This is a genomic window from Bradyrhizobium sp. CCGB12 (assembly GCF_024199845.1).
GTDB lineage: Bacteria > Pseudomonadota > Alphaproteobacteria > Rhizobiales > Xanthobacteraceae > Bradyrhizobium.
On sequence record NZ_JANADO010000001.1, the window covers coordinates 244,868 to 260,273 of the forward strand.

14 protein-coding genes are annotated in these 15,406 nt (G+C 64.3%); 5 read left to right on the forward strand and 9 right to left on the reverse strand.

Translation table 11 applies throughout. The features are described from left to right. Positions 1-5: 5 nt before the first annotated feature. The 3 genes from NLM27_RS01145 to NLM27_RS01155 all read left to right on the forward strand — a co-directional run bounded on the left by NLM27_RS01145 (position 6) and on the right by NLM27_RS01155 (position 2,370). The gene (locus NLM27_RS01145) at positions 6-1,385 is read left to right on the forward strand and encodes a cytochrome-c peroxidase (protein WP_254141584.1); all 1,380 of its coding nucleotides are present in this window, start codon (positions 6-8) and stop codon (positions 1,383-1,385) included. Positions 1,386-1,492: 107 nt separating this feature from the next. Continuing rightward, the gene (locus tag NLM27_RS01150; RefSeq protein WP_254141585.1) at positions 1,493-2,014 is read left to right on the forward strand and encodes a hypothetical protein; all 522 of its coding nucleotides are present in this window, start codon (positions 1,493-1,495) and stop codon (positions 2,012-2,014) included. Beyond that, positions 2,008-2,370, forward strand: a complete 363-nt coding sequence (locus NLM27_RS01155; RefSeq protein ID WP_254141586.1) for a hypothetical protein — start codon at positions 2,008-2,010, stop codon at positions 2,368-2,370. The genes NLM27_RS01150 and NLM27_RS01155 overlap by 7 nt, the downstream gene beginning before the upstream one ends. 12 nt (positions 2,371-2,382) lie before the next feature. Here the strand turns inward: NLM27_RS01155 and NLM27_RS01160 are convergent, their stop codons facing one another. From NLM27_RS01160 to NLM27_RS01180, 5 genes are all read right to left on the reverse strand, one after another. Beyond that, complete coding sequence (locus NLM27_RS01160; protein ID WP_254141587.1) at positions 2,383-3,456, reverse strand: hypothetical protein; 1,074 nt, start codon at positions 3,454-3,456, stop codon at positions 2,383-2,385. Between the two features lie 108 nt (positions 3,457-3,564). Next, on the reverse strand, positions 3,565-4,890 hold the full coding sequence (locus NLM27_RS01165) for an MFS transporter (protein WP_254141588.1): 1,326 nt from the start codon (positions 4,888-4,890) through the stop codon (positions 3,565-3,567). 116 nt (positions 4,891-5,006) lie between these two features. Next, complete coding sequence (locus tag NLM27_RS01170; RefSeq protein WP_254141589.1) at positions 5,007-5,855, reverse strand: fumarylacetoacetate hydrolase family protein; 849 nt, start codon at positions 5,853-5,855, stop codon at positions 5,007-5,009. Further along, positions 5,852-7,459 (reverse strand): bifunctional 3-(3-hydroxy-phenyl)propionate/3-hydroxycinnamic acid hydroxylase, encoded by a 1,608-nt coding sequence (locus NLM27_RS01175; protein WP_254141590.1) that lies wholly within the window; start codon positions 7,457-7,459, stop codon positions 5,852-5,854. Before NLM27_RS01175 ends, NLM27_RS01170 begins: the two co-directional genes overlap by 4 nt. Further along, positions 7,456-8,358, reverse strand: a complete 903-nt coding sequence (locus NLM27_RS01180) for a VOC family protein (protein ID WP_254141591.1) — start codon at positions 8,356-8,358, stop codon at positions 7,456-7,458. The genes NLM27_RS01175 and NLM27_RS01180 overlap by 4 nt, the downstream gene beginning before the upstream one ends. 155 nt (positions 8,359-8,513) lie before the next feature. Between NLM27_RS01180 and NLM27_RS01185 the strand changes: the two genes are divergently transcribed. Next, positions 8,514-9,257 (forward strand): GntR family transcriptional regulator, encoded by a 744-nt coding sequence (locus NLM27_RS01185; RefSeq protein WP_375142221.1) that lies wholly within the window; start codon positions 8,514-8,516, stop codon positions 9,255-9,257. Here NLM27_RS01185 and NLM27_RS01190 read toward each other — a convergent pair. Both NLM27_RS01190 and NLM27_RS01195 read right to left on the reverse strand, forming a co-directional pair. Then, entirely contained in the window at positions 9,242-10,732 is a 1,491-nt protein-coding gene (locus tag NLM27_RS01190) for an NAD(P)/FAD-dependent oxidoreductase (protein ID WP_254141592.1), read from the reverse strand. The genes NLM27_RS01185 and NLM27_RS01190 overlap by 16 nt on opposite strands. A gap of 106 nt (positions 10,733-10,838) precedes the next feature. Next, positions 10,839-11,288 (reverse strand): cupin domain-containing protein, encoded by a 450-nt coding sequence (locus NLM27_RS01195; RefSeq protein ID WP_254141593.1) that lies wholly within the window; start codon positions 11,286-11,288, stop codon positions 10,839-10,841. A gap of 187 nt (positions 11,289-11,475) precedes the next feature. Between NLM27_RS01195 and NLM27_RS01200 the strand changes: the two genes are divergently transcribed. Next, positions 11,476-12,501: an AraC family transcriptional regulator gene (locus tag NLM27_RS01200; RefSeq protein WP_254141594.1), complete on the forward strand. Its 1,026-nt coding sequence runs from the start codon at positions 11,476-11,478 to the stop codon at positions 12,499-12,501. A gap of 62 nt (positions 12,502-12,563) precedes the next feature. On the opposite strand, the gene NLM27_RS01205 is transcribed toward NLM27_RS01200, so the two are convergent. Both NLM27_RS01205 and NLM27_RS01210 read right to left on the reverse strand, forming a co-directional pair. Further along, the gene (locus NLM27_RS01205) at positions 12,564-13,163 is read right to left on the reverse strand and encodes a hypothetical protein (RefSeq protein WP_254141595.1); all 600 of its coding nucleotides are present in this window, start codon (positions 13,161-13,163) and stop codon (positions 12,564-12,566) included. A 236-nt stretch (positions 13,164-13,399) separates the two neighbouring features. After that, positions 13,400-15,262: an ATP-binding protein gene (locus NLM27_RS01210; RefSeq protein ID WP_254141596.1), complete on the reverse strand. Its 1,863-nt coding sequence runs from the start codon at positions 15,260-15,262 to the stop codon at positions 13,400-13,402. Positions 15,263-15,406 lie beyond the last annotated feature (144 nt).

Genomic DNA, 15,406 nt, shown 5'->3' on the forward strand with positions numbered 1-15,406 from the left:
GTGACATGAACAGCCGCACTCTGTGGCTCCTCGGCGCCGGCCTGCTTTGTCTGGCCGGCGCCGTCTTTGCGGCCGAGACGCAAGGACTTGCCCAAGGATTTGCCCAAGGACTTCCCCACAGACTTGCCGAAGCGAATCCGGCGGGCGCAAACCCGAACCCGGTTCAGCTCAGGCGTCCGCCCACGGCTCCGCTGTCGTCAATGGCGCTGCTCGGCAAGGAAATCTTCTACGACGCTTCGCTGTCGTCGTCCGGCGCGCGGTCCTGCGCCTCCTGTCACAGCCCGGACCACGCCTACGGTCCGCCCAACGACGGACCCGTCATGCTCGGCGGCACCACGCTGTCGCGGCAAGGCGCGCGCGCCGTGCCGTCGCTAACCTATCTCGACCGCCTCCCGGTTTTCAGCATCGGCCCCGACAAGGGCGACGACGACAATATCATCGACCTCGCGCAAATGGCGGCCATCGGCCAGCAGGCGGCGCGCACGACGAAGACCGCGGGCGGCACCGGCGCGTCGGCGAACATCGTGCCGCAAGGCGGCTTGTTCTGGGACGGTCGCGCCGACACGTTGCAGGACCAGGCGCTGTTTCCGCTGCTCGATCCCAACGAGATGGATGGCGGCAGCGCCGAGATCGTCGCAGACAAGCTTCGCCGCGCGCCCTACATGCAGCGCTTCGTCGAGCTGTTCGGCGCCGGCGTGCTGAAGAATCAGCGGCTGCTGATCGCGGAGGCGATGTTCGCGGTGGCGCGTTATCAGGTGGAGGAGCCGAGCTTCCATCCCTACACCAGCAAGTACGATTACTGGCTCGAGGGCAAGGCACGGCTGTCCGAGACCGAATTGCGCGGCCTGCAGGTGTTCAACGACCCCGATAAGGCCAATTGCGCGGGATGCCATATCTCGGCGCCGACCCGCGACGGCCTGGCGCCGCTGTTCACCGATCACCAATACGAGGCCCTCGGCGCGCCGCGCAACGCCACGCTCGGTCAAAACAGCAACCTTGACTATTTCGATCTCGGCGTCTGCGGCCCGCATCGCACTGACATTCCCGAGCAGACGCAATATTGCGGCATGTTCCTGACGCCGACGCTGCGCAACACGGCGACGCGCCACGCCTTCTTCCACAACGGCGTCTTCAATACCCTCGAGCAGGTGCTCGATTTCTACAATTTCCGCGACACAAATCCGGAAAAGGTGTTTCCGCGCGCAGCCGACGGCAGGGTGCGGAAATACGACGACCTGCCGCAAAAGTATCATGCCAATGTCGATGTCAGCGATCCCCCCTTCGATCGCCATCCCGGCGAAAAGCCGGCGATGACCGAGCAGGACGAGGCTGACATCATCGCATTCCTGAAGACGCTGACGGACGGCTACAAGCCGGACAATTAGGCCAGCGCAGGCGCAATCCGTTGATCAAGACACAGAGCGGACGGCTATGTTACGCTATGTGGTCTTCCCCCCGACCGGACGGGACGAGGGATTGCTGGGGCCCAGCCATGAAACGCGCGCTTCATCTCATTGTCCTGCTCGGAATTCTCTCGTTTGGAAACGGGAATCGCGCCTTTGGCGAAGAGGCTTCGATCGTCTCCATCGCGACACCGCGAGGGAGCCAGCAATCCTTCATCCTGATCAAGCCGGACCACGCAATCGCATCCGTCATCCTGTTCGCCGGCGGCAGTGGAAATCTGCAATTGAACAGGGTGCCGCCTCCCCAGGTGGGGCCATACGCTTTCGTGGCGGGAAATTTCCTCGTGCGCAGCCGCGTGAAGTTCGTCGCGCATGATTTCATCGTGGCCGTGATCGATGCGCCGTCTGATCGACCGCGGGGCATGAGCGCATCGTTCCGCCTCAGCAAGGACCACGCGATCGACATCGGCGCCATCGCCGACTACTTGAAGCGCCAGGTCGACGTGCCGGTGTGGCTCGTCGGCACCAGCGCGGGCAGTTGGTCGGCGGCGCGCGGCGCCATCGCTGCCGGCCGCGACGGCATCGCGGCCAGCTCGATGGCCTCGTGTTGACGTCGACGGTCACGCGCATTGCCCAAGGCTCGTCCCTGGCAAAACTATTCCCCGAAGTCGCCAGAGACTATCCGGACGGCGTCGTCAGCATGGCGTTGCCCGAGATCAGGGTGCCGACGCTTATTGTATCGCACAGCGAGGATGCCTGCGAGTTCACGCCCGCCGCTGACGCGCCGACGCTCGCAAAGCGCCTGACACGGTCGGCGAAGGTGGCGATCGTCCTCCTCAGCAGCGGCGACCCACCGAGATCCGACCCGTGCGAGGCTTATGCAGCACATGGCTATTACGGCATCGAGACGCAGGCGGTCGACAGGATAGCTGAATTCATCGTGGCAAACAGCAAGCGCGGGCCATGATGCGTCGATCCCTCAGCGCGCCCTGATCTCCGCGTACTTCGCCATCGCGCGCTCGAACTTCCGGTTGAACAGCCACATCGCAGCGAGAATCTCGCGGAAGTTGGCCGAGCTGCGCGATCGGTCAGCCTGGCCGAAGGCGAAAATGCTGTTGTTGCGCAGGTGCTTCATGATCGTGGGGCTGGACACTCTGTAGTTCAGGAGATCGCCGGATTTGAGCGCGGACCTGGTCGGGGTCGGAACGATCTGGATCAGCTCGAACAGCTTCATCTGGTCGATCGGGTCGGGCAGCGTCTTCACGATTCCCGGGATCTCGCGGAACACATCCGCATGCGCGTTCATCAGGCCGTCGCGCACGTTGGTCCAGTGATTGAAGCGGTGGTCGGTGCCGCGGGCCCGCGCCTCCTCCTTGTCGTCGCGCGCGTTCAGTTCGGGATCGATTGCCGCGATCTCGCCCTTGATGGCCTCCCATTTCCTGCGGCCGTTGCGGTCTTCGGAGGGGCCGGTCTGGAAGCTGCCCATATAGGTGTTCGAACGTCCGTTGCGAACATTCTGCTTGCCGTTGGTCTCCGCATAGAACAGCCCGAGGCTGATGCGGCCGGCAGTTTCGGCATGAGCTGGCGCAAGTCCCTTGGCGCGCGCGATCGCCGTGGCGAGATCGACGACGTCCTTGAACGGCGTCGCCGAGTTCTGCGCCCCCGCAGGCGGCGCCTCCATGATGTCGAACAGCTTTCCGTATTCGTCGATCAGCGGCTCGATGGCGGCATCGAAATAGGCCGGGGGAATCTCGAACTTGTTGGGCCTGCCGATCCTCGACGGCATGGTATCGGTGAGATCCTTGTAAGCACTGATGACAGCAACGCGCGCGAGATAGAGCGCCTGGCCCGGCAGGTTCGGCAGCGGCACTTTCGCGTCGATCTGGCGCCGTCGCTCGGCCAGGATGGATTTGAAATCGGCGAGCGCGCGGTCATAGCCGGCGAGTGCCTCAGCTTGCCTCGCCGTGAGCGTGCCCTGCTGACCGACGGCGGGCGCCGTCACGAGCAGGGCAAGAGCGGTCAAGGTTGCGGCAACAAGATATCTCGGTCCCATGGCGGGTTCCCCGGCGCTTGTCGAATCGTGGCCAGGGAGATCGTAAACATCAGACGCGGAGGCTGGCGAGATGCAATCTTTCCCGAGCCTCTGGCTGCCGTTCTCCGTCTACAGCGCGCGTTTCGCGCTTTCCGGGGCGAGCAGGATGCCGATGAAGGCGCAGGCCGCGATCACCTCGAAATAGAGGATCACGGGGGTGAAGCTGCCGCTCGACGCCATCAGGGCGGTGCCGACCAGGGGCGCGATGCCGCCGCCCAGGATGATGCCGAGCTGCTTGCCGAGGGAGGAGCCACTGACGCGGACCTCGGTCGGAAACAGCTCTGCCGTGAAGGCCGCTTCCGGCGCGAACATCAGCGCGTGGATGATCCCGATGGAGACGACGAGGCCCATGATGAGCAGCATCGGATCCTTGGTCGCGACGAGCTGGAAGTAGATCGGATACCAGGCCGCCGCGAGCAGGATGCCGAGTGCGATGAACGGGCGGCGGCCGAACCTGTCTGAATAGCTCGCGATCAGCGGCACCATGCACATCTCCAGCACGTTGGCGACCATGGTGCCGAAGGTGACGCTGGACTGCGCCATGCCCAGCGTCCTGACGGCATAGCCGAGTACGAAGACCGTGCTCATGTACTGGAACGTGCTGTGCGCCATGTTGGCGAGGCAACCGAACAGCACGGATTTCTTCCACGACCTAGCGACATCGAGCAGCGGTGCCTTCGGCCGCGCCGCCGCGGCCTGCACCGCCCTGAACAGGGTCGACTCGTCGACCTGAAGGCGGATGTAGCTGCCGAGCACCACCAGGACGAGGCTGAGCACGAAGGGCACGCGCCAGACCCATTGTGCAAAATCCTGTGGGGTCGAGATGAAGCCGAGCAGCGCGATGAAGCCGGAGGCCAGGATCACGCCGATCGGACCGGAGGCGTTGACGAAGGATGCGAAGAAGCCGCGTCTTGCCGAGGGTGCATTCTCCAGCGTCAGCGACACCGCGTTCATGTATTCGCCGCCGAAGGCAAAGCCTTGCACGAAGCGCAAGGCGACCAGCGCGATCGGCGCCAGCAGCCCGATCGAATCATAGCTCGGCAGGCACCCGATCAGGAAACTTGCGACGCCCATCAGCACGAAGGTGATCGTCAGCATCGCCTTGCGGCCGAGTTGATCGCCGTAATGGCCGAACACCATGCCGCCGAGCGGGCGGGCGACGAAGCCGACTGCAAACGTCGCGTAGACCGCCAGCATGCTCGCGGTCGAATCCATCTTCGGGAAGAAGAAGCGATCGAACACGATGGGTGCGGTGAAGGCGTAGATGAAGAAATCATAGTGTTCGATCACCGATCCGAGCGAGGACGCGACCACGAGCTTGCGGAACGCGGGCGTGATCGGCGCCGCTTCGGTGCGGCCTGTCGCCCCGGTGACGACCTCTGCGGTGTTGCTCATATGTTTCCCCTCTTTGGCTTTTGCTTGTGTCGTCTCACATCAGGCGCGCCCGACCGGCGGCGACACGAGGCCGGCCTCGCCGCCGCCGGGGTGCAAGGATGTGTCGAATGGATCGCTCACTGCGCCTCGTCGGCGACCGGATTGCGCAGGATGGCGAGTTTCTCGACCTCGACCTCGACGATGTCGCCGGGCTTCATCCAGAGCGGCGGGGTGCGTTTGGCGCCGACGCCGCCGGGCGTGCCGCTGACGATGACGTCACCGGGCTCGAGCCGGGTGAAGGTCGAGCAATATTCGATCTGGCGCGCGATATCGAAGATCATGTGCTTGATCTGCGCTTGCTGCACGACCTGCCCGTTGAGGCGGGTGGTGAGCTTGAGCTCGCCCAGTTCGCCGAGCTCGTCCGGTGTCATCATCCATGGGCCGAATGCGCCGGTATCCGGAAAATTCTTGCCAGGCGTGAACTGGTGGGTGTGACGCTGGAAATCGCGGATGCTGCCATCGTTGTAGCAGGAGTAGCCGGCGACAAAGCTCATCGCCTCGCTGCGTGAGATGTAGCGGCCGCCCTTGCCGATGATGACCGCGAGCTCGCCCTCGAAATCGAGGTCGGTCGAGACGCGCGGGCGGATGATGGGCTTCAGATGCCCGGTCTGGCTGTTGGAATAGCGCGAGAAGATGGTGGGGTGCTCGACCTCGGCGCGGCCGGTTTCTTTTCGGTGTGTCTCGTAATTCAGGCCGATGCACAGGATCTTGTCCGGATTCGGAACGACCGGCAGCCAGGCAAGCCCCGCAAGCGGCGTGGCGGTCGCCTTGGACTTGGCATCGGCGACGCCTGCGAGCGCGCCGGCGATGGCGGCCCTGAGGTCGGCATAGCGCGAGGCGAGCACGGCGCCGACATCGAGGAAATTGTCGCCTTCGACGATGCCCCAGGTCGTCCGGCCGTCGATCGCAATGGTCGCGAGTTTCATGCTGTCTTCTCCATTTTCAAATCCGGATCGTGATGGCCGTGCAGACGCGAGCTAACCTCGCGCAAGAGACCGTCGAGCTCGGCCGCGTCGTGCGCGGTCCCGAACACGTAATGATCGGGCCGCACGATCGCGGCGGCGACGCCTTGACGATCGAACCAGCCGGCCAGAACGCCGTCGCTCTCTTCGAGCGCGCCGGATGCGCCGGAGCCGTCGGGCGCGATTGCCGTTGCAGCCAGCTCTGGATACGCGGCGCAGAGCGCGAGGAGCGAGGCTGCATCGCTGCGGCGGCCGTCGATGAATAAGCGCAGGCCTAGTCCGGTGATCTTGTCGAGCAGGCAAGACTCGCCGTCGCGCAGGACTCGTGGCTGCGGAAACAGGCTGCCGCGCGCCGCTCCATCCTGTTCCGTCAGGAAGCCCGTGCGCAGCGGCGGGATGATTTCCTGCCGCGTGATTTCGAGCGGCTTGCCGCCACCCTCAACGAGGATCTGCGCATCGCGGCGTCGCGCGGCCGCCGGATCACGTTCGCAGATCGACTGGCCGATCGCCTTGATCTTGCCGGTCAGCTCGATCACGTGCGCCTTGCGCTCGGTCGTGTAGCTGTCAAGCAGCGCGTCGGGCGAGGTACCCCTCAGCACGGAATCGAGCTTCCAGACGAGATTGGTCGCATCGCGCAGGCCCTGGCACATGCCCTGGCCGATGAACGGCGGCTGTTGATGCGCGGCATCGCCGGCGATGATGATTCGACCGTTGCGCCAATCGGCAGCTACCAGCGCGTGGAAACGATACGATGCTGCGCGCCACAATTCGCCATCCTCCGGCGTGAGCCATGGCGCAAGCAGCTTCCACACATTCTCCGGCCGCTCCATCTGCCTGGGATCTTCGTCCGGCAGCAGCATGATCTCCCAGCGGCGATGGTTCTTGGGGCCGATGAGGAAGCTGACGGGGCGCGCCGGATTGCAGAACTGCGCGGAGTTCTGCGGCAGTTCTGCAAGCGCGGCCTGATCGACCCGCGCGTCGACCACGAGCCAGGGCTCGTCGAAGATCAGGTCTTCGAGCGCGATGCCGGCGATCTGCCGTACCGTGCTCGAGGCGCCGTCGCAGCCGAGGACGTAACGCGCCGTCACCGTCCGCAATTGTCCTCCAGCGTCTTTCAGCGTCGCTTCGACGAGGTCCGGCCGTTGCGCTAGTCCGACGAGCTCGACGCCCAGCTCGGCCTGGACACAGGAGAAACTCAGAGCGTGACGCCGCAGCTCCGCCTCGACGGGCGGCTGGCTGAACACCATGCTTGGCGTGTAGCCGAGCGGGTAGGGTTTTGCGACCATGTGGATGCGCCGGATCAATTGGCCGTCGACGCCAAAATGCTCGGAGGCGGTGAAGGGCTCGACATGGGGGGCGATCGCCTCGGCCAATCCCATGTTGTCGAAGTGACGGAAGATCTCGTGGTCGAGCGCGATCGCGCGCGGCTTGTCGTACACGCCGGTGAGACGGTCGACGACGAGCGTGCGATGCCTGCTACGGCCGAGCAGGCCGGTTGCCACGGCCCCGGTCGGTCCGAAGCCGACGACGAGCACGTCGTAATCCGTGGTTGCTGAAGGCGTCGTCACGCGCGACGATCCGCGTCGAACGGCACGGCGAGTTGCGCCGTCTTGCAGGCCTCGCTCTTGGGCGGCGCGATTCCCCATTGGTCGGTGCGCCCGGGCGGCCAGACCCATTCCGCCGGCCCCTTCGGACGATAGCTGTCGTCAACCTCCAGGACTTCGGCGGTGTACTCGATGACGATCCCGGCCGGATCGACGAAATAGGCGAATACGTTGTCGCCGGGCCCGTGCCGGCCAACGCCCCAGCCGATCGGAAAGCCGTGATCGACCATGCGGCCGGAGCCGCGCATCACCGATTCCAGGTTCGGCATCAGGAAGGCGATGTGGTTGAGACCGTTGACCGGGGCTTCCGCGAGCACAACGGCGTGGTGATCGCTGTTGCAGCACAGGAATGCCATCAGCTTCGAGCGGTCGGTCAGGCGAAAGCCGAGCGCCTGCTGGTAGAACGCGGAGAGCTTTTCGATGTCGGCGCTGTTGATGTTGACGTGGGCGAGCCGCTCGGGACGGTCGGCCACGATGCGCGCCGTCTTGGTGCGATCGCCATGGACGAACTCCATGCAGCAGCCCTGCGGCTCGCGGATCACGAAGTGCGCGCCGCCCGACGGCGCGGGCGACGGACCGGGCGGCGTGATGATCTCGCAGCCAGAATCGCTTGCGCAGGCGAACAGGCGGTCGAGATCGTCGCGCGAGCGGACACGAAAAGTGACCTTGCCCAGCGCCGACCGTTCGCCTTGCGTGAGCTCGACAACGTGGAAATCCGCTCCCGTCGCGGCGAGAAAGACCGTGCCCTCGGCTTCGGCAGCGATGTCGAGGCCCCAGACCTTTGCGTAGAATTCAGCCGAGGCGCCGAGACGCGGCGTCGTGACCTCGACGCTGCGCAACGCGACCACCGGAAAATCGGGCATCGGGTTTCCTCGTCAAAAGGCAGAGGGCGCGCCCGAATTCCTGGGATTGCCACCAGCCGTTGTTCTTGACGAATGGCTAATCTATACAAATCTGTCAGTAAAGATAAAATTTATAAATTATCGTCGGATCGTGGCCTGATGTACAAAAAACATCGATGAATCAGTGGGACGCCATGAACTCTGACCTGTCGAACCCGAAGACCGAGGCGCCGGCGACGCTGGCGACGAGCATCTACGCCCGCCTCAAGGCCGACATCCTGACCACCCGGCTTACGCCCGGACGCAAGCTGCAGTCGCGTTTCCTGATGGAGCACTACAATGTCGGACAGACCCCGCTGCGTGAGGCGCTCAACCGTCTCACGACGGAGGAGTTCGTGGTCGGCATGGAGCAGCGTGGCTTCTACGTGAAGCCGATCAGCGGGGACGAGCTTCAGGAGCTGACCAAGACGCGCTGCTGGGTCGAGGGTCTTGCCTTGCGCGAATCCATGCAGAACGCGACGCAGGGCTGGGAAGAGCAGCTTCTGGTGACGCATCACCGCCTCGACCGCACGCCGCGTTCGCTCGATCCGGACAAGTTCGCGGACAATCCCGAGTGGGAGAAGGCGCACCGCGCCTTCCATGCAACGTTGATCGGCCTGTGCGGCTCGCGCCCGCTGCTCGGTTTCTGCGAGCAGCTGGCCGACCGGCTCTATCGCTACCGTATGATGTCGATCGCAAAGGCCTATCCGGTCCGCAAGATCGGGACCGAGCACGCACAGATCCTGAAGGCCGTGCTCGACCGCAAAACGGATGAAGCCGTGGCGCTGCTCCAGCAGCACTATCAACGCACGGCGGATGTGATCTATTCCGATCTAGAGACGGTCCTACCGAAGTCCGACACGTCTCACGCCGCCCGGTAGTCCGGCGCCGTGGCCAGGAATTTCGCATAAGCATCCGCATCCGGCGGCGAGAAGCGCCCGGGAAGCCCGCCGCGCTTCTGGTTCTTCGCCCCGATGTCGGCCATCAGCTCGTCGAAATGGCGGTAGTGATACGGCGCGACGCACAGGCCGCCATAGACGCCCGCGGCCGGCCGTTCGACGCGCTTGAAGTGCAGCATCATCTCGATGTTGTCGTGCATCTGCCGCGCCGTCGGCTGGTTGGCGAGCTGGCCATCGGCATAGCGCATCAGCCAGTTCGCGGCGAGATCGGCGCAGAGCACGGTGCAGAACGATGAGTTGAAGCCGACGAAGCCGAGCTCGGGCAGATCCGGATTGGCGATCAGTCGATAGAGCCGGTACTGCCCGTCGGCATCGACCAGCTTCTGCGTGTAAGCCGCAGGCAGGAACGGCACCCCGAGCTTGTAGCCGATCGCGAGCACAGCGACATCGGCACCGATGCGCTCGCCGCCGCTCGTCACGATGCTGTCGCCCTCATAGCGGTCGAACGTGCCGAACACGGCCTTGATGCGGCCGTCGGCGACCATCGGATAGAAGCCCGGCGTTGCGATCGGTACCGAGCAGTTGACGCCGTCCTCGATCCGCTCCTTCGGCACCATCTTGCACCGGCCAAGCTTGAGCTGCGCCTTCAACAGGCTCTCCAGCCCGCGCCAGTTCGCCCAGACCAGCGGCGCGGCGAGGCGATGCGCTAGCCGCGCCATCGTGCTGATGCCCCAGCCGGGAAACATCTCCTCTTGCGCACGGATGTAGAGGATGCGCTTGAAGTTCACGAGACCGCCGATGAAATAGGGAATGCGCCAGACCGGCTCGCGCATCACGATGGTGACCTCGCGCGCGCCCGCCTTGACCGCGTTCACGGCGATGTCGGTCGCGGATTTCGAGCCGCCGAGCACGACGACGCGGCGCCCCTTTGCCAGGGCGGCATCATTGTATTTCGACGAATGCAGGATCTGGCTGCCCTGTGCCAGAAAGCCGTCCTCGCCGGGGCAATGCAGCTCGCGCGGCTCGTTGAACTGGCCGGTGCAGACCGCGACGAAGTCGAAATCCTCGTTCGTTGTCCCGCCGTCTTTTCCGCTGAGCGCGAGCGTCCAGCCGGGCTTGCCGTCGGCGCGCCGCGCCATGCCGGCAACCTCCGTGTTGAGGCGCAGCATGCGGTCGAGGGCAAAACTCTTGGCGTAGTCGGCGAGATAGGCATGGACCTGCGGCCCGGTCGGCCATTCCGGATAGGCGTCCGGCATGGCGCGGTCGGTGTAGCGATAGAGCTCCTTCGGGCTCTGCGTCTGCACCTCCGGATAGGAGCGCGCCGGCTCCCAGACGCCGCCGAGATCGGCGCTGCGCTCAACGACAGTGACGCGGTGGCCGCGGGTGGAGAACGCCTTTGCGGCGGCAAGGCCGGAGACGCCGGCGCCGATCACGCAGACATGCTTGGGGCTGACCATGGGATTTGCTCGCAATCAGTGTGTTTCGCGCGCAGGCGGCCACGTTCGGCCGCAAGGCGCGGCCGGCGGAGCTGCAAGCAGATGAAAGTGGACGAGGAAGCTGCGCCTAGTCGTTGGCCTCGGGCGGCAGGAAGTCGACCTCGTGCAGTGCCGAGATGCGCACGACTTCGGCGGGGTCGGTCAGATTGTGGAGCTGGTTGAACAACGCCTCCAGCTTCTGCATCGGCGAGACCCAGAACAGCGCCCGGCACGGCTTGTCGGACTTGTTGAAATAGCCATGCGGGATGCCGCGCGGCATGCGCACGAGATCGCCGGCATGGGCCTTGACCCATTTGCCGTCGAGCTTGAGATCGAGCGTGCCCTCCTGCACCAGGATAAACTCGTCCTGGGTCGGATGGATGTGCACCGGCACGAACTGGCCGGGATCGCTGTTGGTCTCGAACGCGAAGGTGGAATCGGTGACGGCCTTGGGGAAATAGACCTGGCCCAGGATGTTCCAGCTCTTGCCGCCATAGCCCGTGCCGTTTGTGGTAATGCCCTTTTCGAGTGCAGTCATGGCTCGCTCCTCATGAATCCCGGCGGAGATGGAGCTTCGGCCAGCTATGGGCGGCCTGTCTATCCGCTAAACGAATCCGGACGTGACTGTTGCCATGCAGCACGACGATTTTGCGACCCGGCCCTTTTCGCGTCCGGGAGATTATTATAGGCTTCAAGCAATTCCGTGACGCGAAGCGTGGTCGACGATGTCCGCAGCCGTGCTGGAAATGAGCGCAAGAGCGTCCGCAGCCGAACGGCTTGCGGACTATGCCCGGGTCACCACGGATGACGTCGACGAAGCGGCCGAGCAGATCGGGCGCATCTTCTGCCCGCATGATCTCAAGCCGGCGCAGGCGCGGGCGGCCGGCTTCTCCGCCCGGCACAATTGCGCGGCATTCGCAGGCTTTTCCATCAACTACGTCGCCTATGGCGGATCGGTCAGCATCGACCCCGGCTGCCTCGATCGCTTCTTCCTGGTGCAGGTCCCGCTCTCCGGCGCCGCCCGCATTCGCGCCGGCGCCTGCGAGCTTGATGCCGTGCCGGAGCGGACGGCGTCGCTGCTGTCGCCGACGATTCCGACCCGGATGATGTGGAGCGATTGTGCGCAGGCGATCCTGCTGCTCGATCGACGCATGGTCGAGCAGCGCGCCGCGGCGCTGTCGGGTAGGGCGGCTGGGGTGGTCGAGTTCGATCCGGTGATCGACCTGGACGCGCCCTCCGGGCGGGCCCTACGAACCAGCCTTGCCGGGTTGATGACGCTCGCCGAACGCATCGGACCCTCCGGCCGGCTGTCGCCGGTGGCGACGGCCGATTGGCGCGAGGCCTTGCTCGATCATCTCCTCAATGGCCAGCGGCATGGCCTGTCGGACGCGATCAGAACCTTCTCTGGCTCCGCTGAGCGTCTGCCGCGTGCGCTTCGCGCCGCGCGGGATTATCTGGCGGAGAATGCCGATGAGCCGCTCGACCTCGCGCAGCTCGCCTGCGCCTCCGGCATCGGCATCCGCGCACTCCAGCTCGGCTTCCGCCGTCACTTTGGCCTGTCGATCTCACAGATGCTGCTCGACATGCGCCTCGCCGGTCTGAACGCCCGCCTCGCGCGGGCTGCGCCCGATGCCTCCATCACCGAGATCGCCTTCGATCTCGGCTTCAGCCATCTCGGGCGCATGGCCGGTGCCTATCGCGAAAAATTCGGCGAGACGCCCTCGGCGACGCTGCGGCGAAGGATGAGCTAGCGAGAGCGCCGGCTCTCCCAATCAATATTTGTCGGAAAGCGAGCGACGAGGACGATGTATCATCATCTAAACATCGTCGCTTGGTTGACATCACCCCAGCAATACTGGCCGTCGCAGTCCTTGAACTTCTCGTTGATTGACCATTCGAGCATGCCACCCCGCGTCGGGACTCGCACCGTTACGTTCCGTTTGTCGTCCCACAATGTCAGGAATTGCGGCGTGAAACTCGTCTCTGTGTATGTATAAAGAATGGAGTTATCCCTCAGAAGTTTTTCCTGCCAGATGCCGCCTGCCATTCGCTCGATGCTGCTTTTCGGGAGGTCGTAGCGCTTGATGGAGTCGAGGAATTTCTTCGATGTCGTGTCTTGAGAAATTGATATTGCTAGCGGCCATCCTAGCAGGATCGACGACATGATCGATGTTGCCCCTAAGATGAGAGCAATGGTCGCAAACCAGGACAGAACCTTCACTTGCAGTTGTGCATTTCGAGCAAGAGGATTGGTCTCGGCTACCGCAGCCGTTCCGATCTCCAAGTTGACGACAATGAACATCAACAAAATGAAGAACATCAAGCTCGCCAAAGCGTAACCCGCGACTTCAGGCACCACGGACAGTGCTGCTGTCGTCGCTACCGCGACCACGCCGCTTGCTCCCAGGGCCATCTGTAGGTGTTTGGCGTTTGCTGTTTGAATTCTTGCGTATTTGTCTGGAGATTTTGGTCAGCGGCGCTCGTCATGGGCCGATACTCGAATGAGGTTGAATAAAGCTTAGGTCTTCAAAACGTTAGTGCCCGAAACAGCGGGCTGCCTGCGTCCGGACAATATTCAGGATACGCGCACAGGTTGCAAGAAAAATGTGCATAAGCCACGACCCAGCTCGGCCCGCGGGCGGAAAGCATCTACGTCTTCCGCGGCCGCGTCGTGCCGCTGTCTTCGGCGGCCCGCCTGCGCAGAAAACCCTCGACGTCGGCCTGCACCGAGTAGGGCGTCGGGATCGCATCGCCAACTGAATCGACCGCGGTGTCGAGGCAGCGGCGCAGCATGCGCGCCAGCTCGGCCTTGCGGTAGGGCTTTCTCAGCAGCGGCGCGCCCATCGTGGCGCGTCCCTGTGTATGCAGCGAGTCGTAGGCGTATCCGGAGGTGAACAGCACCCGCAGGGACGGCCGCGCGGCGACCATCTGCTCGGCAAGCTCCCGCCCGTTCATGTCACCGGCCATGACGATGTCGGTGAAGAGCAGGTCGAACGCCGGGCCTTCGGCCGCGATGGCCAGCGCCTCTGTTGCGTTGGCGGCGGGAATGACCTTGTAGCCGAGACTCTCGAGCTGGACCGTGACGTAGTGGCGGACATCGCGGTCGTCCTCGACACAAAGGATGGTTTCCTTACCCCCCACGATCTTGCGATCGTCGTAGCCGGTCGGACGAAGCGTGCTCACTTCCGCTTTCGGCAGGTAGATTGTGAAAACCGTTCCGCGTCCTTCTTCGGACACGACCTTGATGCCGCCGCCGGACTGCTTGACGAAGCCGAACACCATGCTGAGCCCCAGCCCCGTGCCCTTGCCGACCTCCTTGGTCGAGAAGAACGGATCGAAGATGCGCTCGAGGATGGCCTGCGGGATGCCGCTGCCGGTGTCGGCGATCTCGATCTCGACATAGTCGCCGGCATAGCCGGCGCCGACCGCGACGGCCTCACGCACGCCGAACACGACGTTGCGCGTCGTCAGCGTCAGCTTGCCGCCGTCCAGCATCGCATCGCGGGCGTTGATCGCGAGATTGAGCAGCGCCGAGCTCAGTTGGCCGCGGTCGGCGTAGGCGAGCCAGACGTTGCCGCCAAGCCTGGTCACGATCGCGATCTTCTTGTCGAAGGTCGCCAGCAGCAGCTTTGTCAGCTCCTCGATGAGCTCGTTCACGTCGATCTCGGCCGGCTGCAGCGCCTGCTTGCGCGCAAAGGAGAGCAGGCTCGATGTCAGCGCGGCGCCGCGGTCCGCGGCTTCGCTGATCAGCTTGGTGATGGTCGCAAGCGGCGGATTGTCCTTGACGGCGTCGGCGAGGATCTCGATCGTGCCCGTGATCACGGTGAGCATGTTGTTGAATTCATGCGCGATGCCGCCGGTGAGTTGCCCGACCGCCTCCATCTTCTGCGACTGGATCAGCTGTTCCTCGGCAGCGCGCCTCTGCGTGACGTCCCTGACGAAGGTGTTGACGATGGAGCGCTCGCCCACCCGCAATACCGTGCTGGACGCCTCGGCCAGAATGCGGTCGCCGTTCCTGTGGATCAAGGTGAGTTCGAAGCGTATGCCGGCCGGCGCAACCGACAGTTCCGGAACGAGCCGCGCCATGCGCTGCCTGACGGCGGCGCGCATTGGCTCGGCGACGATGAGGCGGACTACGTCGGCGCCGAGAGCCTCCTCGCGCGTCCAGCCGGTGAGGGCCTCGGCCTGGAAGCTCCACTCCAGCACCGCCCCGCGGTCGTCGATCTGGATGAAGGCATCGAGCGCGGCCTTGATGACGGCTTGTGTCATCTGTGCGCCGTCGCTGCGTGCCTGCGCCTGCTCGGCGGATTGCGCGACCGCGCGCTTGTCCTGAGACGTCTCGATCGTGCGTGTCCAGAGGTGCGCGAGCAGCACCGCAATGGCTGCACTCGCGAGCAGTGCGATTAGCTGCGCCGTACCGATCCTCGCGCTGCCGGTCACGGTATAGGAGGCGAGAAGGGCCACGGCGACCTGGGCGGCCATCGCGAGTGTCAGAAGCCCCCTGAGTTTCATGATCTCACCAAAGACGCCCACCGCGGACCACCCCGGCCGCTCTGTCGGATACGTCCGGCTTCAAGTGAGCTACAGATTCCGCGCGTCTCCGTCGAGGGGCAATTTACGGTGGTGGCGGGCGGCGGGCTCTCTCAGGACAGGACG